The sequence below is a fragment of the Lacimonas salitolerans genome, assembly GCF_042677865.1.
Taxonomy (GTDB): domain Bacteria; phylum Pseudomonadota; class Alphaproteobacteria; order Rhodobacterales; family Rhodobacteraceae; genus Lutimaribacter; species Lutimaribacter salitolerans.
This window is the reverse complement of record NZ_JBHUDD010000160.1, coordinates 38529-61087: the sequence shown is the minus strand read 5'-3', so window position 1 is coordinate 61087 and position 22559 is coordinate 38529. Positions and strand designations below refer to the sequence as shown.

The window sequence follows — 22559 nt, the reverse complement described above, 5'->3', positions numbered from 1 at the left end:
CGAACCACGGGGAACTGCATGTCGAATGTCACGCCAATGATGGCGCAATATCTTGAGATCAAGGCGCAGTACCCCGACGCCCTGCTGTTCTATCGCATGGGCGATTTTTACGAGCTGTTCTTCGACGATGCCGTGGCCGCCGCCGAGGCGCTGGATATTGCCCTGACGAAACGCGGCAAGCATCTGGAACAGGACATTCCGATGTGTGGCGTGCCGGTCCATTCGGCCGAGGGCTATCTGCTGACCCTGATCCGCAAGGGGTTTCGGGTGGCCGTTTGCGAACAGATGGAAAGCCCCGAGGCGGCAAAGAAACGCGGGTCGAAATCGGTGGTGCGGCGCGATGTGGTGCGGCTGGTCACCCCCGGCACCCTGACCGAAGAGTCGCTGCTTGAGGCGCGTCGGCACAATTATCTGGCGGCCTTCATCACGCTGCGCGATGACAGCGCGCTGGCCTGGGCGGATATTTCCACGGGCGAGTTTCACGTGATGCCCCTGACGCCGGTGCGGCTGGGGCCGGAACTGGCGCGGCTGGTGCCGTCCGAACTGATCGTGGCAGAGGGGCAAGAGGCGGATCTGGCCGAAACAGTCACTGACTCGGGCGCCGCGATGACGCCGCTGGGTCGAGCGGCCTTTGACAGCCAGGGCGCGGAAAAGCGGTTGTGCGCCCTGTTCAAGGTCGGATCGCTGGATGCCTTCGGCGCGTTTTCGCGCGCCGAGGTGTCGGCGATGGGTGCCATCGTCGAGTACCTGGAGATCACGCAAAAGGGCAAACTGCCGTTGCTGCGCACGCCCGTGCGCGAGGCCGAGGCACGGGTGATGCAGATCGACGCCGCGACGCGCCGCAATCTGGAGATCACCCACGGGATGAACGGCGGGCGGGCCGGCTCGTTGCTGGCTGCGGTGGATCGCACGCTGACCGCAGGGGGCGCGCGGCTGCTGGAGCGTCGGCTGTCCAGCCCGTCACGGGTGCTGGACGTGGTGCAGGCGCGGCTGGACTCAGTGCAATTCGCGGTGGATCAGGGTCGATTGTCCGCCGATCTGCGCGCGGCGCTCCGACGGGTGCCCGATCTGGACCGCGCGCTGTCGCGGCTGGGGCTGGATCGTGGCGGACCGCGCGACCTGACCGGCATTCGCGGCGGGCTGGAACAGGCGGCGGCTATTGCCGCGCTGCTGCCCGATGACATGCCCGATCTGCTGTTGCAGGCGAAACAGAGCCTGTTCGGCCACGACGCGCTGCACGATCTGCTGGATCAGGCGCTGGTGGCGGAACCACCGCTGCTGGCCCGCGATGGCGGTTTCATCGCGGCCGGTTACGATGCCGAACTGGACGAGATGCGCCAGTTGCGCGACGAGGGTCGCAGCGTGATCGCCGGAATGCAGGCACAGTATCAGCAGGACACCGGCATTTCGTCGCTGAAGATCAAGCATAACAACGTGCTGGGCTATTTCGTCGAGGTGACGGCGACCCATGCCGACAAGATGCACGCCGATGACCGGTTCAAGCATCGCCAGACCACGGCCAATCAGGTGCGGTTTACCACGGTCGAGCTGTCACAGATGGAAACCCGCATCCTGAATGCGGGGGGGCGGGCGATCGAGATTGAAAAGCGGCTCTATGATGCCCTGAAAGCCGAAATTCTGGACCGCGCCGCGCCGCTGGCCCAGACCGCCCGCGCCTTGGCCGAGATCGACCTGACAACCGCGCTGTCAGACCTGGCCACAGGTGAGAACTGGTGCCGCCCGCGTGTGGATGGCAGCCGCGCGCTGGTGATCGAGGGCGGGCGGCATCCGGTCGTGGAACGATCCCTGCGCAAACAGGGGGGCGATCCGTTCATCGCCAATGATTGCGCGCTGGGGGTCGGTGCCGACATCTGGCTGCTGACCGGTCCGAACATGGCCGGTAAATCCACCTTTCTGCGGCAGAACGCGCTGATCGCGCTGCTGGCGCAGGCGGGTAGTTTCGTGCCCGCAACCTCGGCGCATATCGGCATGGTGAGCCAGTTGTTCAGCCGGGTTGGCGCGTCCGACGATCTGGCGCGCGGGCGGTCTACGTTCATGGTGGAAATGGTCGAAACTGCCGCGATCCTGAATCAGGCGGATGCTCATGCGCTGGTGATCCTGGACGAAATCGGGCGCGGCACGGCCACTTATGACGGGCTATCGATTGCCTGGGCCACGTTGGAGCATCTGCACGGCATGAACCGCTGCCGCGCGCTGTTTGCCACGCATTACCATGAATTGACGCAACTGGCGGGCAAGCTGGAGCGGGTGGCAAACGCCACCGTGACCGTGCGCGAACATGACGGCGACGTGATTTTCCTGCACGAGGTGCGCAAGGGCGCCGCCGACCGATCCTATGGCGTGCAGGTGGCCAAGCTGGCGGGGTTGCCCGACAGCGTGGTGGCCCGGGCGCGCGTGGTGCTGGATGCGCTGGAACAAGGCGAACGGATGGGCGGCGTGAAGCCCAAGGCGCTGATCGACGATCTGCCGCTGTTCGCGGCCGCGCCGCCGCCCGCTCCGGCAAAGCCGCCGAAATCAGGCGTCGAAGAGGCGTTGCGCGGGATCAGCCCGGATGAGCTGAGCCCGCGCGAGGCGTTGCAGATGCTGTATGACCTGCGCGGGATGCTGGATTATTCGCCGGTGTTGGACGACACGCCCACCTGTGCCGGGCGCAGCAGGCGATCGTAAAGCATGAAGCCTTCGCCGGAAACCTGAATAATCTGACCGGCCTTGGTGCCGGGCACCGGGGCCTCGAACATGGCCTGGTGCAGTTGTGGGTCGAATATGTCGCCCTCGGCGGGGGTGATACGCTCGATCCCGTGCTTCTGGAACACGTTGACCAGTTCGCGCAGGGTCAGCTCGACCCCTTCCAGCAGCGGGCCGAAGGACTGGCGCTGTTCCTCGGTCGCGACTTCAAGCGCGCGCTTGAGGTTGTCATAGACCGGCAGCATGTCGCGCGCGAATTTCGAACCGCCATACTGCTCGGCCTCGCGCCGATCCTTGTCGGCACGCTTGCGCGAGTTTTCCGCATCGGCAAGGGCGCGCATCCACTTGTCTTTCAACTCGTCCCGCTCGGCGCGCAAGCTGTCGAGTTCGATCGCCTCGTCAGAATAGTCTTCGGCTTCGTTTTCCTGCTCTTCGGCCTCGGCCTTTTCGATGTCGTCCAGGAATTCGTCTTCGCTGCGCTGTGCCATTTTTCACCTCTGATTGCGGTCGGAAATGATCTTTCCAACCAGCTGCGCCGTGTAATCCACAATCGGCACGATCCGTCCATAATTCAGGCGCGTCGGGCCGATCACACCCACTGCGCCCACGATCTTTCGGTCTGCGTTCATATATGGAGAGACCACCAAAGATGAACCCGAAAGTGAGAAAAGTTTGCTTTCCGACCCGATAAAAATGCGCACACCCTCGCCATCCTCGGCCAGTTCAAGGAATTCGGCGATATCACGTTTGCGTTCCAGGTCGTCGAACAAGCTGCGGATCACCTCGAGATCGGCCTCGGAGGTGTCATCCGACAACAGATTCGACCGGCCGCGCACAATCAGACGCTCGCCCTGCTCGCCGGGGTTTTCCCAGACGGCCAGCCCGGATTCGACCATGTCACGCGCCAGCACGTCAATTTCCTGACGCCTTTTCGAGATCTCGGACCGGATCACCGCGCGCAGTTCCGACAGCGTGCGCCCCTCGGCCAAGGCGTTCAGGAAGTTCCCGGCCTCGCGCATCGAGGCGGGCGTTTGGCCCAGCGGCGGAGTGAACAGGCGATTTTCCACATGACCGTCGCCAAACACCAGCACCACCAACGCGCGGTCGGGGGCAAGGCTGACGAATTCGACATGCTTGATCGGGGCCTCGTGCTTGGGGGCCAGAACCAGGGACGCGCCATGGGTCACCCCCGACAGCGCGGTGCTGACCCGATCCAGCAGCCCGCCCACGTCATCGCTGTTGCTGCCTGCGGTCTCGTCGATCTTCTGGCGGTCGGCGGCGTCAAGATCGCGCACCTCAAGCAGCCCATCGACGAACATGCGCAGGCCAAGCTGCGTTGGCACGCGCCCGGCGCTGACATGGGGGCTGCCCAAAAGACCCATGTATTCAAGGTCTTGCATGACATTGCGCACGGTGGCTGCGCTGACCTTTTCGCTCATGCTGCGGGTCAGGGTGCGGCTGCCCACGGGGTCGCCGCTTTCCAGATATCCTTCGACCACGCGGCGAAACACCTCGCGCGAGCGGTCGTTCATTTCTGCCAGTATGTTGCTGTCGTCCTGCATGATCGCACCTTCAGCCAAGAGGCCATTAAAGGGCAGTTGCCCCAAAGGTCAATCGGGGTTGCGTATTGGCCCGCCGCGCCTGTATCCCACAGGGGCAAAGTGAGGAGACACCATGCGCCCGTCTGGAAGACAGTTAAGCGAAATGCGTCCGGTTTCAATCGAAACCGGGGTCACGAAACACGCCGAGGGGTCTTGCATGATCCGCATGGGCGACACCCATGTGCTGTGCACCGCGACGATCGAGGACCGCGTGCCGCCCTTTATCAAGGGATCGGGGCTGGGCTGGGTCACGGCGGAATACGGCATGTTGCCCCGGTCGACCACCAGCCGGATGCGGCGCGAGGCGACAGCGGGCAAGCAAGGCGGCCGCACGGTAGAGATTCAGCGGCTGATCGGGCGCTCTCTGCGGGCGGGGGTGGATCGCGTGGCGCTGGGGGAAAAGCAGATCACCGTGGATTGCGATGTGATTCAGGCCGATGGCGGCACGCGCTGCGCGTCGATCACCGGCGGCTGGGTCGCGTTGAAACTGGCGGTCAACAAGCTGATGAAAGCGGGCGATGTCATTTCTGATCCGCTGATCTCGCCGGTCGCTGCGGTGTCCTGCGGCATCTATGCGGGGCAGCCGGTGCTGGATCTGGATTACCCCGAGGATTCCGAGGCCGGCGTTGACGGCAATTTCATTATGCTGGCCGATGGCCGCCTGATCGAGGTGCAGATGAGCGCCGAGGGTGCCACCTATTCGCGCGCGCAGATGAACGAACTGCTGGATCTGGCCGAAAAAGGCGTGTCCGAACTGGTCGCGGCGCAACTGGCGGCGGTGGGATGACCCGGCGGTTTCAGGGCGACCGCCTGCTGGTCGCCACCCACAACAATGGCAAGCTGGAAGAGATTTCCGCCTTGCTGGAGCCTTTTGGCGTGTCGGTGGCGGGCGCTGCCGACATGGACCTGCCCGAACCGGTCGAGGATGGCACGACCTTCGTCGAGAATGCCCGGATCAAGGCCCATGCCGCGGCGCAAGCCACCGGACTGCCCGCCCTGTCCGATGACAGCGGCATCGAGATTGATGCGCTGGACGGCGCGCCCGGCGTCTATACCGCCGATTGGGCCGAAACAGAGACGGGTCGCGATTTCGTCATGGCGATGATCCGCGCCCATGACGCGTTGCAGGCCAGCGGCGCGCCTGAACCCTGGACCGCGCGGTTTTGCTGCACGCTGGTTCTGGCGTGGCCCGATGGCCATGATGAGGTATTCCCAGGTGTCATGGCCGGGCGCGTCGTCTGGCCCATGCGCGGCGATCAGGGGCACGGGTATGATCCGATCTTTGTGCCGGACGGGTATGACGTGACCTTTGGCGAGATGGACCGTTGGGAAAAAAACCGCATCAGCCACCGCGCGGATGCCTTTGCCAAGCTGGTAGCGGGTTGTTTTGACTGAGGATTGGCAGAACGGTGGCTTTGGCCTGTATCTGCATTGGCCCTTTTGTCAGGCCAAATGCCCCTATTGCGACTTCAACAGCCATGTTTCACGTGAAATCGATCAATCCCGCTGGCTTAGAGCCTATATTGCCGAGATCGACCGGCTGGCTGCGATGGTGCCGGGGCGGGTTCTGACGTCGGTTTTCTTTGGTGGTGGCACGCCCAGCCTGATGAACCCGGATGTGGTGGGGGGTATACTGGGCCGTATCCGGCATCACTGGCCCACCGCCAACGACATGGAAGTGACGCTGGAGGCAAACCCCGGCTCGGTCGAGGCGGGGCGCTTTGCCGGTTACGCGCAGGCAGGCGTCAGCCGCGTGTCGATGGGGATTCAGGCCTTGAACAACCGCGACCTGGTTCGGTTGGGCCGTATTCACACGGTTGAAGAAGCCCGCGCCGCCTTTGACATCGCGCGGGCGCAATTCGATCGCGTCAGCTTTGACCTGATCTATGCCCGGCAGGATCAGACGCTGTCCGACTGGCAGGATGAACTGCGTCAGGCGCTGTCGATGGCGGTGGATCACCTGTCACTGTATCAACTGACCATCGAGCAGGGCACCGCCTTTGGCGACCGTTATAACGCGGGCAAGCTGCGCGGGTTACCGCCCGATGACCTGTCGGCAGACATGTATCAGGCGACGCAGGAAATCTGTGACGCGGCAGGCATGCCGGCCTATGAAGTGTCGAACCATGCGCTGCCCGGTGCAGAGTCGCGGCATAACAGTCTCTATTGGCGCTATGGCGATTACCTTGGGATCGGCCCCGGAGCCCATGGGCGGTTGACCCTGAATGGTCAGCGCCACGCGACCGAACAATGGCGCATGCCGGGCAAATGGCTGGCGCAGGCCGAAGCGGGCAACGCTGACGAGGCGCTGACCGCCCTGCCCCGCGAAGATCAGGCGGTCGAGTTTCTGCTGATGGGCCTGCGCCTGACCGATGGCATAGATCCGCGCAGATACGAGGCGCTGGCGGGTCACGCTTTGCCCGAGGCCAAACTACGCTATTTGATGGATCTGGGCATGATCGATCATGGCTCCATCCATCTGCGCGTCACGCCGCAGGGGCGGATGGTTCTGAATGCGGTGCTTGAGCAGCTATTGACGGATTAGATCATGCGCATCGTCTGGGCCAGTCTTGGGGTGTTATCGGTTGCCCTGGGGTTGATCGGGGCGGTTTTGCCGTTGCTGCCCACGGTGCCCTTCATGCTGTTGGCAGCGTACTGTTTTTCCCGCTCGTCCGAGCGACTGCATCACTGGCTGCTGGCGCATCCCACCTTCGGTCCGCCAATCGCCGATTGGCAGGATCGAGGCGCGATAAGCTTGCGGGGCAAGCGTTTGGCGACGTTGTCCATCGCCGTGGTGTTCACCATTTCTTTGGCATTGGGCCTGCGATGGCAAATTCTGGCCATTCAGGCGGTCACCCTGTGCTGCGTCCTGATCTTTATCTGGTCGCGACCTAGCGCGTAGTCGACAGGCGCATACACAGATCATCCAGTTGATCGAGGTTGGCATAGCTGATCGTCAATCGACCCGATTCCTGCCCGGTATCGTGGTTTATTTCGACCTTCATGCCCAGATTGGCCCCCAGATCGCCTTCGAGCGCCTTGGTATCGGCATCTTTTTCGCTCGGCGTCCTGGTCCGCGTTTTTGTGCCCTGTTCAGTGCTGCCTGCGATCGGCTTCTTCGCCAGCTTTTCCGTATCGCGCACCGACAGACCCTTTTGGATGACCTGCCGCGCCAGAGACCCCGGATCATCCGCTGTTATCAGCGCCCTCGCATGACCGGAAGAGATCTTGCCCTCGCGGAGATAGCCCTGCACCTCGTCGGGCAAGTTCAACAGGCGTACCAGGTTGGCGATATAACTGCGGCTTTTGCCCAGAACATCGGATAGCTTTTCCTGAGTGTGCCCAAACTTGTCCATCAGCGCCTTGTAGCCTGCGGCTTCTTCAACCGGGTTCAGGTCGGCGCGCTGGATGTTCTCGATGATTGCGACTTCCAGAACCTCGGTGTCGTCAAAATCGCGCACCAGAATCGGAATCTCGTGCAGTTGCGCCATTTGCGCGGCACGCCAGCGCCGTTCGCCCGCCACGATTTCAAATGCGCCCTCATCACCGGGGCGCGGGCGCACGATCAGGGGCTGGATAATGCCCTTTTCGCGGATCGAGGCGGCCAGCTCTTCCAGTTGATCGGGCGTGAAGCTGCGACGTGGCTGATCGGGATTGGGATGCACACGCTCGATTGCGACCATCATGTCGGGACGGCGCGGTGTGCTCACCTGCTCTTCAGGGGCGACGTCGGCCATGAGGGCAGACAATCCACGGCCCAGCCCGCGCGGTTTGGGTTTCTTGTCCATCATGTGCCCCCTTTAAGCAGCCAGTTTCGCGTGATTTTGCAGAATTTCCTGCGCCAGAGCCAGATAGGCCTGCGCGCCCTTTGATCCCGGGTCATAGTCCAGCACCGATTGCGCATAGGACGGCGCCTCGGACACGCGCACATTGCGAGGAATCACGGTCTTGAACACCAGTTCGCCGAGATTGTCGCGCGCGTCCTGTTCGACCTGCTGACTCAACCTGTTGCGGCTATCATACATGGTCAACACAACACCTTCGATTCGCAGGGTGGAATTCGCGGTCTGACGCACTTCGCGGATGGTCAGCATCAGTTGCGACAGACCTTCGAGTGCAAAGAACTCGGACTGCAGGGGAACCAGCACGGAATGCGCGGCCACCATTGCGTTGACCGTCAAAAGGTTCAGCGATGGTGGACAGTCGATCAGGATATAATCGAGGTTGAAGTCATCCATCGCATGCTGCCTAAGCGCGTCATGCAGCAGGAAACTGCGCTTTTCATTCGCGATCAGTTCAATGTCCGCGGAACTGAGATCAATCGTGGCCGGGACGATATACAGACCGTCGGTTGCCGTGCCCAGAACAACCTGTGTCAGGTCGATATCCTCGAGCAGCAGTTCGTAGGTCGTGAACGCCCTGTCATCCACCTCGATCCCCAAACCGGTCGAGGCGTTGCCCTGCGGATCCAGATCAATCACCAGAACACGCTGCCCTTGCGCCACCAGGGCTGCAGCCAGGTTGATCGAGGTCGTGGTTTTGCCCACGCCACCCTTTTGATTTGCGACTGCGATGATACGCGGCCCCGGCGGGCGGGTCGGATCAGACACGGGCAACTCCTTGGATCCTCAGAATGACGGATTTCTCTTCGGTTTCACTTTTATACGGCGTGTTGGTGAATGCCCACTGCGCTTGCGCCTGCGACAGTTCTCTTTGCCATGTTTCGCCTTTTTGAAACAAGGCCGTGCAGTCCACGGTGCCATGTTGCTGCACAAAGCCCAGCAGCGTCGATAGATCTGCTAGCGCACGGGCGGAAATCACATCCGCTTTCAAGGGTTCGATATCCTCAATTCGCGCGGCGATGACCTGTGCCGGGGCGCCTGTTTCGCGAATCACCGTGCGCAGAAAAGCGCATTTGCGCTGATCGCTTTCCACCAAGGTTACGGTCCGCCCTTCGGCTTGATCCATCGCGGCAATGGCAACTACAAGCCCGGGAAACCCACCACCGCTGCCAAGATCGGCCCAATGCGTCCATTCGGTTGGTGCCAATGCCAAGATTTGCAGGGAATCAACCACATGTCGTGTCCAGGCGTCCTTGAGCGTAGATTTACCCACCAGATTGATGCGCGGGTTCCACTTTTCCAGCAGATCGACGTATCGCACGAGACGATCCATTGTTTCACGTGAAACATTGCTGTGCTGTGCGGCCTGCATCACGCGGATCTCTCGCGCTTGTCACGCCGCAACCGCGCCAGAATCAAGGTCAATGCTGCTGGCGTCATCCCGTCGATCCGCGCTGCCTGGGCAAGATTCGCCGGGCGCGACTTTGCAAGCTTTGTCTTTAGCTCGTTGGACAGACCATCGATTGCGACAAAATCGAATGTCGTCGGAATCTCGTGCTGCTCATCCCGTTTCATCGCATCGACGTCACGCTGCTGCCGGTCAATGTAGTTCGCATAAAGCGCGTCCCGCGCCAGTTGCTCGCGCGTCTCGGCGTCGATATCTGCAAACGACGGATCGAGCATGATCAGATGGTCAAACCCGACATCGGGGAACGACAGCAGTTGAAAGCCGCTTCTGCGCGCGCCATCCTGATTGACTGTCAGACCCAGACCAGCGAGTTGTCGCGGCGTGTATGTCTCCGCCTCCAGCCGCTGCCTGGCGGAAACCAAGCGTTCCCGCTTTGCTTCGAACGCGGCGCGTCGGATTTCACCGACACATCCTATTTCAATCCCTTTCGGTGTCAGGCGCTGATCGGCGTTGTCCGCACGCAGCGACAGGCGGAATTCGGCACGCGAGGTGAACATGCGATATGGCTCGGTCACGCCTCGGGTCGTCAGATCGTCGATCATCACGCCGATGTAGCTGTCCGCGCGGCTGAATGTGATGGGGTCGCGCCCCAAAGCCTCTGCCGCCGCGTTCAGTCCGGCGACCAAGCCTTGCGCTGCAGCCTCTTCATATCCGGTGGTTCCGTTGATCTGACCGGCTAGATACAGACCCGGCACCTCCCTGACCGCCAGCCGCAGATCAAGCGCGCGAGGATCGACATAGTCATATTCGATCGCATAGCCGGGCTGCAGGATCACCGCTTGCTCCAATCCTACGATTGACTGAACATACGCGTGCTGCACATCTTCGGGCAACGAAGTCGAGATTCCGTTGGGGTAAATCGTGTGATCGTCCAACCCCTCTGGTTCCAGAAAAATCTGGTGAGAGGTCTTGTCGGCAAAACGCACCACCTTGTCCTCGATCGAAGGGCAATACCGGGGCCCAACCCCTTCGATATGCCCGCCATACATGGCCGAGCGCGACAGGTTGTCCTGAATAATCGCGTGGGTGCGCTCATTCGTGTGCGTGATTCCGCAAGACACCTGACGCACAAAAGGGGCTTTTGACAGGAACGAGAACATCACAGGGTCATCATCCCCGGGCTGCGACTCGAGCTTGTCCCAGGCAATCGTGCGTCCATCCAGCCGCGGGGGCGTGCCGGTTTTCAAGCGTCCCAACGGCAGGCCGAAGCTGTCAATCCGTTCAGCCAACCGCACCGAGGGCTTGTCACCCATACGGCCGCCCGGGCGCGACAAGTCCCCGATATGGATCATGCCGCGCAGAAATGTTCCGGTGGTCAGCACAACAGCTTTTGCGCAAAGTTCGCTGCCATCCGACAGTTGCAGCCCCGTGACGCGAACACCTTCCATCAGGAAATCGGTGGCTTCACCTTCGATGATCGTCAGGTTGGGCTGTTCTTCCATCTCCATCAGCATCTGCGTGCGATAGATCTTGCGGTCAGATTGCGCTCGCGGGCCTTGAACGGCGGGACCTTTGCGCCGGTTCAGAAGTCGAAACTGGATACCAGCCTTGTCCGCGACCCGCGCCATAACACCGTCCAGCGCATCGATCTCTCGCACCAGGTGCCCTTTGCCCAGACCGCCAATCGCCGGATTGCAGGACATAACACCGATCGCCTCACGCCGCAGCGTGATCAGCGCCGTGCGCGCCCCCATGCGTGCGGCCGCATGGGCGGCATCCGCACCGGCATGTCCCCCACCGACGACGAGAACGTCGAAGTCAAAATGTTTCACGTGAAACACTCCTCACTTCCCAAGGCAAAAGCTGGCAAAGATTTCGTCCAGCAGGTTTTCAACATCAATGCGACCAACCAGAGATTCCAGCGCCCGCACGACATTGCGCAATTCTTCTGCCGCCAGATCATAACGGTCCGCGCCGATTCTGACATGCGATTCGGCGGCCTGCAGGCCGGTTATCGCCTGTGCCAGCGCAAGGCGATGCCGTTCACGCGATGCAAGCCCGGCCTGACCAGCCTGCTCTTGCAGACAGGTCGTGATATCGGAAACGAGCTGTCCGATCCCCTGCCCCGTCAAACCCGACACACCCGTTCCGCGCAGATCGGCCTTGGCCTGAACCACGATGTCTCCGGGCAGCGGCGGCAAATCAGGCGCGTCGCCATCCAGCAGGAAAACCCGTAAGTCCGCCGCGGTTGCGCGCTCGCGCGCGCGGGCAATGCCGATCCCCTCGACATGATCCTGCGTGTCGCGCAGGCCTGCGGTATCCAGGACCGTCACCGGCAAACCACCCAGGTCCATCCGTACCTCTATCACATCGCGTGTCGTGCCTGCGAACTCGGATGTGATCGCAGCCTCGCGCCCAGCAAGCGCGTTCAACAGAGTGGATTTCCCGACGTTCGGCGCACCGACGATTGCCACCTCGAACCCCGTGCGCACCCGTTCGGCCGCATCGATCCCGCGCAATTGCACCTCGATGTCGCCTCGGGTCCGCTTGGTCAGGTCCAGAACCTCGGGCGAGACATCCTCAGGCACGTCGTCATCCGCGAAATCAATGACCGCTTCCAGCAAAGCCGCCGCACGAATAAGGTCGCGGCGCCACGCCTCGGCCTGCGCCCCGATGGCCCCGTCCAGGATGCGTTGCGCCTGCTTGCGCTGCGCCTCGGTTTCGGACTCGATCAGATCGGCCAGGCCCTCGACCTGGGTCAGATCCAAGCGACCATTCTCCAATGCCCGGCGCGTGAACTCGCCGGGGTTAGCCATACGCAACCCGTCAATCTCCCCCAATGCCCGCAGCACGGCCGAGGTGATCGCGACAGAGCCGTGGCAGTGAAGCTCGACAACGTCCTCGCCGGTAAAGCTGTGGCCTTTGGCAAAGGTGATCACCAGCGCCTCGTCCAGAACGTCGCCGCCCGCGTCCCGCAGTCTGCGCAGGCTGGCGCGGCGGGGTGCGGGCACATCCCCGGCGATACGCTCACACGCCAGAAACGCGCCCGGGCCGGACACGCGGATCACCGCGATGCCAGCCTTGCCAGCGGCTGTGGCAAGGGCGAAAATCGTGTCCATTTCGCAATCCTTACTGCGGCGGGCCGCGTCAGGTGTTCATGGAATCAAAGAATTCCGCGTTTGTCTTGGTTTGTTTCATCTTCGACAGCAGGAATTCAACTGCATCCGTGGTGCCCATCGGATTCAGAATCCGGCGCAGCACATAGGTTTTCGCCAGATCGGATTTGTCGATCAGCAGTTCCTCTTTGCGTGTGCCGGATTTCAGGATGTCGATGGCCGGGAACACCCGCTTGTCCGAGATCTTGCGATCCAGAACCAGCTCGCTGTTGCCGGTGCCTTTGAACTCTTCAAAGATCACCTCGTCCATTCGGCTGCCGGTGTCGATCAGCGCAGTGGCGATGATGGTCAGCGATCCGCCCTCTTCGATGTTCCGCGCCGCACCAAAGAATCGCTTTGGCCGTTGCAGCGCGTTGGCATCCACGCCGCCGGTCAGAACCTTGCCCGACGAGGGCACGACCGTGTTGAATGCCCTACCAAGTCTTGTGATCGAGTCGAGAAGGATAACAACATCTCGCTTATGTTCGACCAGACGCTTGGCCTTTTCGATCACCATTTCCGAAACAGCCACGTGGCGGGTGGCAGGTTCGTCAAAGGTTGACGACACGACCTCGCCCTTCACGCTGCGCTGCATGTCGGTCACCTCTTCGGGACGTTCGTCGATCAGCAGCACGATCAGATAGATTTCGGGGTGGTTTACCTCGATCGAGCGGGCGATGTTCTGCAAGATCACAGTCTTACCCGTACGCGGCGGCGCCACGATCAGCGACCGTTGGCCCTTGCCGATGGGGGCCACCAGGTCGATGATCCGAGCGGTGCGGTCCTTGATCGTCGGATCCTCGATCTCCATCTTCAGCCGCTCGTCGGGATAGAGCGGCGTCAGGTTGTCGAACGCGATCTTGTGACGGGCCCTTTCCGGGTCCTCGAAGTTGATCTTCTCGACGCTGGTCAGGGCGAAATACCGTTCCTGATCGTCTGGCGCACGGATCACGCCTTCGATCGAATCGCCGGTGCGCAGGGCAAACTGCCGGATCATGTCAGGCGAGACATAGATGTCATCGGGGCCGGGCAGGTAGTTGGCTTCGGGGCTGCGCAGGAAACCGAAACCGTCCTGCAGGACCTCAAGCACGCCATCGCCGCCGATTTCCCAGCCTTCATCCGCCATTTCGCGGAGGATCTGGAACATCATGTCGCCCTTGCGCATGGTCGAGGCGTTTTCGATTTCCAGCTCTTCGGCCATCGCCAGCAGGTCTTTGGGGCTTTTGACCTTGAGCTCGGCCAGATTCAAACGGTTCTCGGACATCGGGATATACCTTGCGCGACCATGCCTGCCGTGTACGGCACATGGTCAGTTCTGTAAGTGGAAGATATCCGCCCGGACGGGCGACTTGGCGTGCGGTATACGCCTGCCACGGCCCCAAGTCAAACTCAGAACTTGATGACCACCGACAGCACGATCACGATCATCAGGATCGTCGGCACCTCGTTCATCAGCCGGTATCGCCGCCCGGCCATCTGGTTCTGTCCGGCGGCAAACTCCTTGCGCCGCGCCGAGAGCCACATGTGAAACCACGTCATCGCCAGAACCGATATCGCCTTGGCCCAGGGCCAGACCATGCCCCAGTCGACGATCCCGGGTGTGGCAACCAGCGCCAGGCCGAACACCCAGACCACAATCATCGACGGGTTCATGATGTAGCGCAGCAGTTTGTGTTCCATGACGCGAAACACCTCGTCGCGGGCATCGCCGACCGTGGCCTGTTCGGCGTGATAAACGAACAGACGGGGCAGATAAAAGATGCCCGCCATCCAGGTGATCACGGCCATGATGTGAATGGCCTTGTTCCAAGGATAAAGCAGGGCAAGCAGATCGGACATGGAAAGCCTTTCAAGCGATCCTGCCCTCTTAATATCAATATAGATATAAGAAAAGAGATGAAGATTTAGATGGGGGTCACCGGAGCAGTGGATAACGTGGTTATCCGTCTCTTTCCCACAACGGGACAGTTTTTGCCCACAGAAGGTTAAGATCGGGGGATGTGTCAAATATGAAAATATTTTCAGTTAGTTAATTAGATTGTAACTGTTTTGAGTCTGTGGAAAACCCTGTGCGCCGAACGTTTCGGTCCGCGTTGTCCACCTGGGCCCGGTTATCCTTTTCACAGGTGGGCGAGCGGGTCCGAGGGCGGTTGGATGATGTGGGTTTTCCACCGGTGTGCCGCAGCGGTGGATTTGCCCCGATTTTATCCTTAAGAACCCCTTAACGTTCCCCACCGGGTTATCCACATGCCGCAAAAACTGATCCTTGCCTCGGGCTCGTCCATCCGGCGTCAGATGCTGGAGCGCGCAGGCGTTGATTTCGATGTTCAGGTCGCGCGCGTGGACGAGGAGATGATCCGCGACGCCCTGCTGGTAGAACAGGCCAGCCCCCGCGATATCGCCGACACGCTGGCCGAGATGAAGGCGCGCAAGATCAGCGACAAGAGGCCCGGCGCACTGGTGATCGGCTGCGATCAGGTGTTGAGCTTCGATGGTCGCATCCTGTCGAAACCCATCAGTGTCGACGACGCCCGCGACCAGCTGCGCGCCCTGCGCGGGCAGCGGCATCAGCTGCTGTCGGCGGCGGTGATCGTCGAGGACGGGCAGCCGATCTGGCGGCATGTGGGCACCGTGCGGCTGATGATGCGCGAGTTTTCGGATACGTTCCTGGATGGATACCTGTCCCGCAACTGGCCGGGCATCGGTGACAGCGTGGGGGCCTACAAGCTGGAAGAGGAAGGCGTGCGCTTGTTTTCCCGCGTCGAAGGCGATTACTTTACGGTATTGGGTATGCCGCTGTTGGAACTCTTGTCCTATCTGACGCTGCGAGGGGATCTGCAACAATGACGCAAACGCGCATTCCGCTGGCGGGGGTGATCGGCACGCCCATCGCCCATTCCAAATCACCGCAACTGCATCGGCATTGGTTGAAAACCCACGGCTTGCCTGGGTTCTACATTCCTATGGAGGTGGCCCCCGAAAATCTGGCGCAGGTGATCCAGACCCTGCCCAAAGCCGGGTTTGTCGGCGCGAACATCACCGTTCCGCACAAGGAAAAGGTGATGGAGATTGCCGATCTGGTCACCGACCGCGCCACGCTGATCGGGGCGGCGAATACGCTGATCTTTCGCAAGGACGGCAAGATTCACGCCGACAACACAGACGGATACGGCTTTATCGAAAACCTGCGACAGGGCGCGCCCGACTGGCGGCCGCAGGCAGGGCCGGCCGCGGTGCTGGGGGCCGGTGGTGCGGCGCGGGCGGTGATCGCGTCGCTGCTGGACGTGGGCGTGCCCGAGATCCTGATCGCCAACCGCACCCGTATCCGCGCCGAAGCCCTGCAAGCCGATTTCGGCAAGCGGTTGCAGGTTGTCGATTGGGTGCAGGCGGGCAACATGCTGGAAGACGCGGCAACGGTCGTCAACACCACCAGCCTTGGCATGATCGGCAAGCCCGAGATGCGCGTGCCGCTGGACGGGTTGCAAAAGGGCGCGGTGGTGACCGATCTGGTCTACGCCCCGCTGCAAACTCGGCTTCTGAAAACCGCCGAAGAAATGGGATGCATCACCGTCGATGGTCTGGGTATGCTGCTGCATCAGGCGGTGCCGGCGTTCGAACGCTGGTTCGGCGTGCGCCCGGAGGTCGATGCGGCGGCGCGGGCGGCAGCGTTGCGATGACATTCCGTCTTGGTCTGACCGGCTCCATCGGCATGGGCAAATCCACCACGGCGCGGCTGTTCGCCGAACAAGGTTGTGCCGTTTGGGATGCGGATGCCGCCGTGCACAGGCTCTATTCCAGCGGCGGGGCGGCGGTTGCGCCAATGGCAGCCGCCTTTCCCGATGCGATACAGGATGGTGCGGTGTCGCGCGATGCGCTGAAAAATATCATCGCGCAGGATGCGGATGCGTTGAAACGGATCGAGTCCATCGTGCATCCGTTGGTGGCGCAGGACCGGGCAGATTTTGCCGCACAGGCGCAGGCGGATATCCTTGTGTTCGATATCCCGCTGTTGTTCGAAACCGGCGGTGAGGCGCGGGTGGATGCGGTGGCCGTTGTCAGCACCGATGCCGACACGCAGCGCGCCCGCGTGCTGGATCGTGGCACCATGACCGAGGATCAGTTCAACGCGATCCGGGCAAAGCAGACACCGGATGCGGAAAAGCGTGCCCGCGCGGACTACGTGATACTGACCGACACGATCGAGCATGCCCGCGCGCAGGTGCAGGATGTGATCGCAGACATACGCAAGAGGATGGCAGCAGATGCGTGAAATCGTTCTTGATACCGAAACCACCGGATTTGAACCCGATCAGGGCGACCGGATCGTGGAAATCGGCGCGATCGAGCTGTTGAACCACATGCCGACGGGTCGCACCTATCACCAGTATATCAACCCGCAGCGTGACATGCCCGAAGGCGCGTTCGGTATTCACGGTATCGGCCCCGATCTGCTGGCCAACCCACGACCGCCCCGCGACGGCGAGGTGACATTGCGCGACAAGCCGCTGTTCAAGGATGTGGGCCGCGCATTCTTTGACTTTGTCGGCGACGCCAAGCTGGTGATTCACAACGCGGCCTTTGACATGAAATTCCTGAATGCCGAGCTGCGCTGGATCGGCCTGCCCGAATTGGCCTGGGCGCGGGCGGTGGATACGCTGGCCATCGCGCGGCAGAAATTCCCCGGCTCGCCCGCCTCGCTGGATGCGCTGTGTCGCCGGTTCGGGATCGACAACACCTCGCGCACGCTGCACGGCGCGCTGCTCGACTCAGAAATCTTGGCCGAGGTCTATCTTGAACTGATCGGCGGGCGGCAGCCGGATTTCGCGCTGGCCAGCGTGAACACCGACGGCAGCAGTATCGCGGGCACTACGTGGAAGCCGCAGCCGCGCCCGACGCCCCTGCCCCCGCGCATCACGCAAGAAGAAGCCGCCGCCCATGACGCCTTTGTCAAGGCAATGGGCGACGGCGCGCTGTGGTCGAAACTGGGCTGACGGATCAGGCGGTGCCGACCTGCCCGTTGGTTTGCTGTGCCTGCTGGCGACGCAGCAATTCGTTGCGGTACAGCTGCACGAAATCGATGGTTTCCAGGTTCAGCGGGGGGAACCCGCCATCCCGTGTCATGTCCGAGACGATCCGGCGGACAAAGGGGAACAGCATCCGCGGGCATTCGATCAGCAAGAAGGGATGCATCTGCTCTTCGGGCACGCCCTCGATGTGGAACACGCCGGCATATTCGAGCTCCATCAGGAACAGCTTGTGATCGCTTTCCTTGGCCTTGGATTCGATCTGAAGCTTCATCACCACTTCGAACTGGTGATCGGCGGTGCGTTTTTTCGCATCCAGATTGACCTGCACCGAAACATCGGGCTGCACTTCGCCCTGCACACCCTTTTGCGACAGGATGTTTTCAAACGACAGGTCGCGGATGAACTGCGTCATCACGCTCATCTTGACCTGGGGTTGTGCCTGCGGCTGCGCCTGCTGGCCCTCGGGCAATTCGTTTTCGGCCATTATATGCACTCCAAGAGGTTTTCGTTGCCAGATGTCTTAGCAGGATGCCACATGGGCCTCAATGCTTGGTCCAGCCTGACGGGCGATGCGTGGGCCGTTTTGGCGGCTCGACCTGGGCGGCATCCTCGTCAACCTCGTGAAAATCGCCGTCGATGATGTCTTTGCCGCCCGGCTGCGGGCCGCGCGGGCCCTGCGGCCCCGGTCCGGCCTGCCCGTAATGAACGGTCTGCACCTTCACCCGGGCTGCGACATAAGCGAATACCGCGCGGCGCACCTGCGGGATCAGCAGCGACAGGCCCAAGGCGTCGGTGAAAAACCCCGGCGTCAGCAACAAAACGCCTGCCACAAGGATCATCGCGCCATGGGCCAGCGGCTCGGTCGGGTCGCGCAGATCACTGAAACTGCGTTGTACGTCACGCATCGCCAGCGCACCCTGCGCCCGCATCATCATCGTGCCAAGCACGGCTGTCAGCACGACAATCCCCAAGGTGGGCCACATGCCGATTAGCCCGCCAACCTGGATGAACAGGGCGATTTCAACGATCGGAACGGCAACGAATGCCACGAACAGCCACATGGGCACCTCCTTTTGACCGGCGCCGTGGTGGACTTGGCCCGGTCGCTCACCTACATAGGGATCAACACCGCCTGTTACCATGGCCCTGCCAAGAGGATACAATGAACAACCCCATTCTCCAGCTTCTGGTTCTGGCCGGCATCGCCGTGTTCCTGATCCTGCGCCTGAAAAGTGTTCTGGGCACACGTGAGGGGTATGAACGCCCGAAGGTGGAAAACCCGCGCACCGCGAACGACTCGCGCCGGCCCGATTTCGCCGTGATCGAAGGCGGGCCTGACCACGACATCATCGACCATGCCGAAGAAGGCAGCGAAACCGCCAAGGCGCTGGCCGCGATGAAACGTATCGAACCGTCGTTCGGTGTGGCCGACTTCCTGCAAGGGGCGCGCGGAGCCTATGAAATGATCCTGATGGGGTTCGAGCGCGGCAATATGGCCGAGATCAAGCCGTTCCTGTCCGATGACATTTACGAAGCCTTTGCCGAGGTTGTCGAAGCCCGCGAGCGGCAGGGCCTGACGGTCGAGGCCGATTTCGTCGGCCTGCGCGAACTGGCCCTGCACGAGGCGACGTTCGATCCCGACACCCGCGAGGCCGAAGTCACGGTCCGCTATGTCGGTGAGCTGACTTCGGTTGTACGCGACAGCGCCGGTGACGTGGTCGAGGGCAACCCGAGCGAGATCAAGCGCCAGCGCGATCTGTGGACCTTTGCGCGCGTCATGGGCAGCGACGATCCCAACTGGCAACTGGTCGCCACGGGTGAGTGATGTTTGCGGCTTTGCGGGTGGCCTTGTTGGCGGGGGTGATGATGACACAGCCCGCCAGCTCCGAAACCACCTTCGAGGTGCTGGATTTTGCCGACCTTGAAGGGTGGGCACAGGACGATCACGCCGCCGCGCTGACCACGTTCCGCAACACCTGCATGGACCGGCGCGAACCTGACTGGACATCGCTTTGTGCCGTTGCCGAGAATATCGAAAACCCCCGTGCGTTTTTCGAGCTGTTCTTTCGCCCGGTTCTGATCCGCGACGGGAAGGACGCGCTGTTCACAGGCTATTTCGAACCCGAGCTTGACGGCGCCCTGCGCCCGGATGCGCGCTATCGCTATCCGGTCTACGCCACCCCACCCGAAGCCCGCGGCGGGTCTTTTGTCTCGCGCCGCGAGATCGAAGAGGGCGGCGTCTTGCGCGGCCGCGGTCTTGAAATCGCCTGGGTCGATGATCCGGTCGAGCTCTTTTTCCTGCAAATTCAGGGGTCTGGCCGCATACGCTTGCCGGACGGGCGGATGATCCGTGTTGGTTATGGCGGCAAGAACGGGCACGAATACCGCTCGGTCGGGCAGGAAATGGTGCGGCGCGGGATCTATCAGACGCATCAGGTCTCGGCGCAGGTGATCAAGAACTGGGTGCGCCGCAATCCCGCACAGGGGCAGGAACTGCTGTGGCACAATCCGTCCTTTGTCTTCTTTCGCGAGGTCAGCGAGGTTCCGGCGGATCGCGGGCCCCTGGGCGCGATGAACCGCTCGATCACCACGATGCGGTCGGTTGCGGTTGATCCGGCCTTTGTGCCGCTGGGCGCACCGGTCTGGGTGGAAAAAGAGGGTCAGAACCCGATCCGCCGTCTGATGATCGCGCAGGACACCGGATCGGCCATCAAGGGTGCGCAACGGGCCGACATCTTTTTCGGCACCGGCGATCAGGCCGGGCGTGCCGCCGGGCGGTTGCGCGATCCGGGGCGGATGCTGGTGCTGTTGCCGATCCAGCGGGCCTATGCCCTGTTGTCCGAGGGCGGGGAATGACCCGCCGCCGCCTGCGCCCCGACGAGGTTGAGCTTTGGCGCAAGGTGGCCGAGACCGCGCAGCGCCTGCATCCCGAGCGCAAGACCCATCAGACCCCGCAACCCAAGCCCAAGCCGGCCAAGCCCCCGCAGGGCCAGACCCGGATCACCGAGTTCACGATGGGTCAGGTCACCCAACCGATCACCGGCAAGCATGATCTGGCCCCGTCCTTGCGCGATACACTGGACCGCGCGCCGGTGGCGATGGATCGCAAGACCCACGGCAGGATGCGCAAGGGCAAGCTGGTGCCCGAGGCGCGGATCGACCTGCATGGCATGACGCTGGACCGCGCGCACGGGGCGCTGAACCGGTTTATCCTGACGCAGCACAGCCACGGGCGGCGGCTGGTTCTGGTGATCACCGGCAAGGGCAAGGATCGCGATGGCCATGGGCCAATCCCGGTGCGGCGCGGGTTGCTGAAACATCAGGTGCCGCAATGGCTGTCGATGCCGCCGCTGTCGCAGGCGGTCTTGCAGATCACCCCGGCCCATATCAGCCATGGCGGCGACGGGGCCTATTACGTCTATCTACGCCGCCACAGGTAGGCTGGGCCGTGCACGGACGATCCCGATGGCCATCAGGATCGACGTGAACACGAAATAAAGCGCAACGCCGATGTACTGCGTCTCGATCCCCATGCCGAAATCGATCAGCGCCCCGGTGACGCCCGGCCCGATGGCCGAGCCCAGAACCATCACCGCCGCGGCCATCGCCTTGACCGACCCAAGGTTCTTCGTGCCATAGAATTCGGCCCAGAAGGCGTTGACCAGGCTGGAATTGCCGCCTGTCGTGATCGCCAGAAAGAACAGGCCCAGCAGCGCGCCGCCGGTGCCGGTGGCCAGCGAAAACGCGATGAACCCCGCCACCATCGGCAGTTGGAAAAACGGCATCAGCCGCGCGGTGCCCACCTTGTCCAGCGCCCAGCCAAAGACGATCATGGCGGTCAGGCTCATCACCGTGAACACGGGGAACAGGGCCACCAGTTCGATATGCGCAAGCCCCTTGATCTCGGCGTAATGGACCTGATGGAAAAAGAACGCGGTGTTGAAGGCAGCAGGCCCCAGCAACGCGGGCACCATCAGCCAGAACAGCGGATGGCGCAGGGCCTGCCCGCGCGTCCAGTGCCGCCCGTCCATCCCCGGCGTCTGGTTTTCGCGCGCCATGGATTGCGGCGTGCGTTCGTGCCGCAGCAGCAGCAAGAGCAGCGGAATACCCAGCAGCGCAATGCCGGCGGCGATCATCCACAGGCTGCGCCAGCCAAGGATGGGCATCAGCCCGACAAAGATGATTGGCAGCAGCGCCTCGCCTGCCGCAAAGCCCAGCAGCGCCACCGACAGCGCCCGGCCCCGCGTCTTGACGAACCAGCGCGACATCGCCACCACCGCCAGATGGCTTGTCATGCCCTGCCCGCAGAACCGCAGCGCAAGGATGACGCCGGGCAGCATCCACGCCGCCTGCGCCGTGGCCATCCAGACAGAGGCCCCAGCCAGCATCAGCAGCACCACGGGGGCCAGCGCGCGCACCCGGAACAGATCGGTCAACCCCCCGGCCCAGACCATGATGACCGCCGCCACCCCTGTGCCCAGCGTATAAATCCCGCCCCATTCGCCATGGCTCAGCCCGAACTCGGCCCGTATCTCGCCGGCGAACAGCGAGATAAAGAACGTCTGCCCAAAGCTGGACATGAAGGTCAGCAGAACACCCGCCGTCAGCCAGGGCGCATTGAGCCGAAAGAAATCAAGAAACCCGTCCAGCCGCATCAGGGGTGTGCCACCGCGTGCGATGCCAGCCGGGTGGCCTTTGGGGCCCCACAACCGGCGCGGGCCGTTCCGCGCAGGGCAGAGACTGGTTCAAAGGTGCGGCGCATGGAAATCCTCGACGGTCTGGCGCGGCCAAGCTAAGTCGCGGATCGGGCGAATACCAGA

General features: G+C 62.2%; 24 protein-coding genes. 12 read left to right on the top strand and 12 right to left on the bottom strand.

The annotated features are described in order from the left end of the window. Nucleotides 1-18: 18 nt before the first annotated feature. Entirely contained in the window at nucleotides 19-2688 is a 2670-nt protein-coding gene (mutS, locus tag ACFTOW_RS19720) for a DNA mismatch repair protein MutS (protein ID WP_379918997.1), read from the top strand. Here the strand turns inward: mutS and ACFTOW_RS19715 are convergent. Both ACFTOW_RS19715 and hrcA read right to left on the bottom strand, forming a co-directional pair. Then, nucleotides 2631-3194: a nucleotide exchange factor GrpE gene (locus tag ACFTOW_RS19715; RefSeq protein ID WP_379918994.1), complete on the bottom strand. Its 564-nt coding sequence runs from the start codon at nucleotides 3192-3194 to the stop codon at nucleotides 2631-2633. The two genes, mutS and ACFTOW_RS19715, sit on opposite strands and share 58 nt — an antisense overlap. A gap of 3 nt (nucleotides 3195-3197) precedes the next feature. After that, nucleotides 3198-4268: a heat-inducible transcriptional repressor HrcA gene (gene hrcA, locus ACFTOW_RS19710; RefSeq protein WP_379918992.1), complete on the bottom strand. Its 1071-nt coding sequence runs from the start codon at nucleotides 4266-4268 to the stop codon at nucleotides 3198-3200. A 112-nt stretch (nucleotides 4269-4380) separates the two neighbouring features. On the opposite strand from hrcA, the gene rph reads away from it, so the two are divergent. Genes rph through ACFTOW_RS19690 form a run of 4 tightly spaced genes read left to right on the top strand, consistent with a single transcriptional unit; the run spans nucleotide 4381 to nucleotide 7209 of the window. After that, complete coding sequence (gene rph, locus ACFTOW_RS19705; RefSeq protein WP_379918990.1) at nucleotides 4381-5094, top strand: ribonuclease PH; 714 nt, start codon at nucleotides 4381-4383, stop codon at nucleotides 5092-5094. Further along, nucleotides 5091-5702 (top strand): RdgB/HAM1 family non-canonical purine NTP pyrophosphatase, encoded by a 612-nt coding sequence (gene rdgB, locus ACFTOW_RS19700; protein WP_379918988.1) that lies wholly within the window; start codon nucleotides 5091-5093, stop codon nucleotides 5700-5702. The genes rph and rdgB overlap by 4 nt, the downstream gene beginning before the upstream one ends. Next, complete coding sequence (gene hemW / locus ACFTOW_RS19695) at nucleotides 5695-6852, top strand: radical SAM family heme chaperone HemW (protein ID WP_379918986.1); 1158 nt, start codon at nucleotides 5695-5697, stop codon at nucleotides 6850-6852. Before rdgB ends, hemW begins: the two co-directional genes overlap by 8 nt. 3 nt (nucleotides 6853-6855) lie before the next feature. Beyond that, entirely contained in the window at nucleotides 6856-7209 is a 354-nt protein-coding gene (locus ACFTOW_RS19690; RefSeq protein ID WP_379918984.1) for a YbaN family protein, read from the top strand. Here the strand turns inward: ACFTOW_RS19690 and ACFTOW_RS19685 are convergent. The 7 genes from ACFTOW_RS19685 to ACFTOW_RS19655 form a co-directional block, all read right to left on the bottom strand. Then, on the bottom strand, nucleotides 7199-8098 hold the full coding sequence (locus ACFTOW_RS19685) for a ParB/RepB/Spo0J family partition protein (protein WP_379918982.1): 900 nt from the start codon (nucleotides 8096-8098) through the stop codon (nucleotides 7199-7201). The genes ACFTOW_RS19690 and ACFTOW_RS19685 overlap by 11 nt on opposite strands. Before the next feature lie 9 nt (nucleotides 8099-8107). Further along, entirely contained in the window at nucleotides 8108-8917 is an 810-nt protein-coding gene (locus ACFTOW_RS19680; RefSeq protein ID WP_379918980.1) for a ParA family protein, read from the bottom strand. After that, a complete protein-coding gene (gene rsmG, locus ACFTOW_RS19675; protein ID WP_379918978.1) occupies nucleotides 8910-9521 on the bottom strand; it encodes a 16S rRNA (guanine(527)-N(7))-methyltransferase RsmG in 612 nt (203 codons plus the stop codon). Before rsmG ends, ACFTOW_RS19680 begins: the two co-directional genes overlap by 8 nt. Further along, nucleotides 9521-11389 carry a tRNA uridine-5-carboxymethylaminomethyl(34) synthesis enzyme MnmG gene (mnmG, locus tag ACFTOW_RS19670; protein WP_379918976.1) on the bottom strand — a complete coding sequence of 623 codons (1869 nt, stop codon included), beginning with the start codon at nucleotides 11387-11389 and terminating at the stop codon, nucleotides 9521-9523. The genes rsmG and mnmG overlap by 1 nt, the downstream gene beginning before the upstream one ends. Before the next feature lie 12 nt (nucleotides 11390-11401). Beyond that, nucleotides 11402-12676 carry a tRNA uridine-5-carboxymethylaminomethyl(34) synthesis GTPase MnmE gene (mnmE, locus tag ACFTOW_RS19665; protein ID WP_379918974.1) on the bottom strand — a complete coding sequence of 425 codons (1275 nt, stop codon included), beginning with the start codon at nucleotides 12674-12676 and terminating at the stop codon, nucleotides 11402-11404. A 28-nt stretch (nucleotides 12677-12704) separates the two neighbouring features. Next, a complete protein-coding gene (rho, locus tag ACFTOW_RS19660; RefSeq protein ID WP_379918972.1) occupies nucleotides 12705-13976 on the bottom strand; it encodes a transcription termination factor Rho in 1272 nt (423 codons plus the stop codon). 125 nt (nucleotides 13977-14101) lie between these two features. Continuing rightward, nucleotides 14102-14551 carry a CopD family protein gene (locus ACFTOW_RS19655; RefSeq protein WP_379918970.1) on the bottom strand — a complete coding sequence of 150 codons (450 nt, stop codon included), beginning with the start codon at nucleotides 14549-14551 and terminating at the stop codon, nucleotides 14102-14104. Between the two features lie 408 nt (nucleotides 14552-14959). On the opposite strand from ACFTOW_RS19655, the gene ACFTOW_RS19650 reads away from it, so the two are divergent. Genes ACFTOW_RS19650 through dnaQ form a run of 4 tightly spaced genes read left to right on the top strand, consistent with a single transcriptional unit; the run spans nucleotide 14960 to nucleotide 17703 of the window. Further along, nucleotides 14960-15559: a Maf family protein gene (locus tag ACFTOW_RS19650; protein WP_379918968.1), complete on the top strand. Its 600-nt coding sequence runs from the start codon at nucleotides 14960-14962 to the stop codon at nucleotides 15557-15559. Next, nucleotides 15556-16389: a shikimate dehydrogenase gene (locus ACFTOW_RS19645; RefSeq protein ID WP_379918966.1), complete on the top strand. Its 834-nt coding sequence runs from the start codon at nucleotides 15556-15558 to the stop codon at nucleotides 16387-16389. Before ACFTOW_RS19650 ends, ACFTOW_RS19645 begins: the two co-directional genes overlap by 4 nt. Beyond that, entirely contained in the window at nucleotides 16386-16982 is a 597-nt protein-coding gene (gene coaE / locus ACFTOW_RS19640) for a dephospho-CoA kinase (RefSeq protein ID WP_379918964.1), read from the top strand. Before ACFTOW_RS19645 ends, coaE begins: the two co-directional genes overlap by 4 nt. Further along, complete coding sequence (gene dnaQ, locus ACFTOW_RS19635) at nucleotides 16975-17703, top strand: DNA polymerase III subunit epsilon (protein WP_379918962.1); 729 nt, start codon at nucleotides 16975-16977, stop codon at nucleotides 17701-17703. Before coaE ends, dnaQ begins: the two co-directional genes overlap by 8 nt. 4 nt (nucleotides 17704-17707) lie before the next feature. Here dnaQ and secB read toward each other — a convergent pair whose 3' ends face one another. Beyond that, on the bottom strand, nucleotides 17708-18223 hold the full coding sequence (gene secB, locus ACFTOW_RS19630) for a protein-export chaperone SecB (protein WP_379918960.1): 516 nt from the start codon (nucleotides 18221-18223) through the stop codon (nucleotides 17708-17710). 58 nt (nucleotides 18224-18281) lie between these two features. Further along, the gene (locus tag ACFTOW_RS19625; protein ID WP_379918958.1) at nucleotides 18282-18800 is read right to left on the bottom strand and encodes an FxsA family protein; all 519 of its coding nucleotides are present in this window, start codon (nucleotides 18798-18800) and stop codon (nucleotides 18282-18284) included. A gap of 101 nt (nucleotides 18801-18901) precedes the next feature. Between ACFTOW_RS19625 and ACFTOW_RS19620 the strand changes: the two genes are divergently transcribed. From ACFTOW_RS19620 to ACFTOW_RS19610, 3 genes are read left to right on the top strand one after another with little or no spacing between them, the layout of a single operon-like run. After that, on the top strand, nucleotides 18902-19564 hold the full coding sequence (locus tag ACFTOW_RS19620) for a Tim44/TimA family putative adaptor protein (RefSeq protein WP_379918956.1): 663 nt from the start codon (nucleotides 18902-18904) through the stop codon (nucleotides 19562-19564). Between the two features lie 41 nt (nucleotides 19565-19605). Then, nucleotides 19606-20595 carry a murein transglycosylase A gene (gene mltA / locus ACFTOW_RS19615; protein ID WP_379918954.1) on the top strand — a complete coding sequence of 330 codons (990 nt, stop codon included), beginning with the start codon at nucleotides 19606-19608 and terminating at the stop codon, nucleotides 20593-20595. Continuing rightward, a complete protein-coding gene (locus ACFTOW_RS19610; RefSeq protein WP_379918952.1) occupies nucleotides 20592-21179 on the top strand; it encodes a Smr/MutS family protein in 588 nt (195 codons plus the stop codon). The genes mltA and ACFTOW_RS19610 overlap by 4 nt, the downstream gene beginning before the upstream one ends. Here ACFTOW_RS19610 and ACFTOW_RS19605 read toward each other — a convergent pair. Continuing rightward, nucleotides 21162-22394 (bottom strand): MFS transporter, encoded by a 1233-nt coding sequence (locus ACFTOW_RS19605; RefSeq protein ID WP_379918950.1) that lies wholly within the window; start codon nucleotides 22392-22394, stop codon nucleotides 21162-21164. The two genes, ACFTOW_RS19610 and ACFTOW_RS19605, sit on opposite strands and share 18 nt — an antisense overlap. Nucleotides 22395-22559 lie beyond the last annotated feature (165 nt).

Excerpts from the sequence above, each read along its gene's own strand:
- mutS (WP_379918997.1), top strand. The coding sequence starts at position 19 with ATGTCGAATGTCACGCCAATGATGGCGCAATATCTTGAGATCAAGGCG.
- ACFTOW_RS19715 (WP_379918994.1), bottom strand. The coding sequence starts at position 3,194 with ATGGCACAGCGCAGCGAAGACGAATTCCTGGACGACATCGAAAAGGCC.
- hrcA (WP_379918992.1), bottom strand. The coding sequence starts at position 4,268 with ATGCAGGACGACAGCAACATACTGGCAGAAATGAACGACCGCTCGCGC.
- rph (WP_379918990.1), top strand. The coding sequence starts at position 4,381 with ATGCGCCCGTCTGGAAGACAGTTAAGCGAAATGCGTCCGGTTTCAATC.
- rdgB (WP_379918988.1), top strand. The coding sequence starts at position 5,091 with ATGACCCGGCGGTTTCAGGGCGACCGCCTGCTGGTCGCCACCCACAAC.
- ACFTOW_RS19690 (WP_379918984.1), top strand. The coding sequence starts at position 6,856 with ATGCGCATCGTCTGGGCCAGTCTTGGGGTGTTATCGGTTGCCCTGGGG.
- ACFTOW_RS19685 (WP_379918982.1), bottom strand. The coding sequence starts at position 8,098 with ATGATGGACAAGAAACCCAAACCGCGCGGGCTGGGCCGTGGATTGTCT.
- rsmG (WP_379918978.1), bottom strand. The coding sequence starts at position 9,521 with ATGCAGGCCGCACAGCACAGCAATGTTTCACGTGAAACAATGGATCGT.
- mnmE (WP_379918974.1), bottom strand. The coding sequence starts at position 12,676 with ATGGACACGATTTTCGCCCTTGCCACAGCCGCTGGCAAGGCTGGCATC.
- rho (WP_379918972.1), bottom strand. The coding sequence starts at position 13,976 with ATGTCCGAGAACCGTTTGAATCTGGCCGAGCTCAAGGTCAAAAGCCCC.
- ACFTOW_RS19655 (WP_379918970.1), bottom strand. The coding sequence starts at position 14,551 with ATGTCCGATCTGCTTGCCCTGCTTTATCCTTGGAACAAGGCCATTCAC.
- ACFTOW_RS19650 (WP_379918968.1), top strand. The coding sequence starts at position 14,960 with ATGCCGCAAAAACTGATCCTTGCCTCGGGCTCGTCCATCCGGCGTCAG.
- ACFTOW_RS19645 (WP_379918966.1), top strand. The coding sequence starts at position 15,556 with ATGACGCAAACGCGCATTCCGCTGGCGGGGGTGATCGGCACGCCCATC.
- coaE (WP_379918964.1), top strand. The coding sequence starts at position 16,386 with ATGACATTCCGTCTTGGTCTGACCGGCTCCATCGGCATGGGCAAATCC.
- dnaQ (WP_379918962.1), top strand. The coding sequence starts at position 16,975 with ATGCGTGAAATCGTTCTTGATACCGAAACCACCGGATTTGAACCCGAT.
- secB (WP_379918960.1), bottom strand. The coding sequence starts at position 18,223 with ATGGCCGAAAACGAATTGCCCGAGGGCCAGCAGGCGCAGCCGCAGGCA.
- ACFTOW_RS19625 (WP_379918958.1), bottom strand. The coding sequence starts at position 18,800 with ATGTGGCTGTTCGTGGCATTCGTTGCCGTTCCGATCGTTGAAATCGCC.
- ACFTOW_RS19620 (WP_379918956.1), top strand. The coding sequence starts at position 18,902 with ATGAACAACCCCATTCTCCAGCTTCTGGTTCTGGCCGGCATCGCCGTG.
- mltA (WP_379918954.1), top strand. The coding sequence starts at position 19,606 with ATGACACAGCCCGCCAGCTCCGAAACCACCTTCGAGGTGCTGGATTTT.
- ACFTOW_RS19610 (WP_379918952.1), top strand. The coding sequence starts at position 20,592 with ATGACCCGCCGCCGCCTGCGCCCCGACGAGGTTGAGCTTTGGCGCAAG.
- ACFTOW_RS19605 (WP_379918950.1), bottom strand. The coding sequence starts at position 22,394 with ATGCGGCTGGACGGGTTTCTTGATTTCTTTCGGCTCAATGCGCCCTGG.